The organism is Bacillus sp. OTU530 (genome assembly GCF_038440375.1).
In genome coordinates this window covers 1-906 of sequence record NZ_JASATP010000127.1, presented here as the reverse complement: position 1 = coordinate 906, position 906 = coordinate 1, and the positions used below count along the sequence as shown (strand labels likewise).

General features: G+C 41.6%; 1 protein-coding gene. It reads left to right on the top strand.

The window, feature by feature from the left end:
* Positions 1-906 (top strand): sugar ABC transporter ATP-binding protein (locus tag AAHB12_RS31140; RefSeq protein ID WP_342048937.1); only part of this gene is annotated, 906 nt, incomplete at both ends.

The following is a 906-nucleotide window of genomic DNA, read 5'->3' as shown; positions in this document are numbered from 1 at the left end:
TTGGAATCTATCGGTTCAACGTTAGATTCCAAAACACTCGTGTCATCCTTGAGCATTGCAGAGCAGCAGATGGTTGAAATTGCGCGTGCGCTTTCGTTTCAAGCGGAAGTATTAATCATGGATGAACCGACAGCAACTCTTACAGATAAAGAAATTGATAAGCTATTTGTTATTATTGATCAGTTAAAAGCCAAAGGTGTAGCGATTGTGTATATTTCGCACAGAATGGATGAGATTTTCAAAATTTCCGATCGTTGTACTGTATTCCGGGATGGTCAGTGGGTTAGCAGTATGCCTATTGAGGAGACGAACCCAGATCATTTAGTGAAATTAATGGTGGGGCGTGAACCGAAGGATATATTCCAACGACAGCTTGGCAGCGGCGTACAGGTGACAGAGCAGGTTCCTGTTCTTGAGGTTAAGGGATTATCTGATAATAAAGTAATAGATAAGATCAACCTACAGGTATATCCTGGGGAAGTGGTAGGACTTGCAGGGCTAGTCGGGGCAGGACGAACCGAGCTCGTTCGAACCATCTTTGGATCTGTTGCCAATAAATCAGGTGACATTTTGATTAATGGGCAACAGGTAGACATTGCTTCTCACCGGGATGCAATTGAAAATGGTATTGCCCTTGTACCAGAAAGCAGAAAGGAACAAGGATTGTTTCTCGATTTGTCTGTCAAAGAGAATATAGCAATGACAATGATGCAAAAGTATAGCCATTCAGGGATTTTAAATTGGAGAGAAATTCAGCAAGAGGCAGCAGATTATATTCAGAAGCTACGTATTAAAGTTTCATCTCCTGAACAAAAGGTAATTAATTTAAGCGGCGGCAATCAACAAAAGGTTGTTTTGGCAAAATGGCTTCTCATTCAGCCAAAAGTGCTGCTTCTGGATGAACCA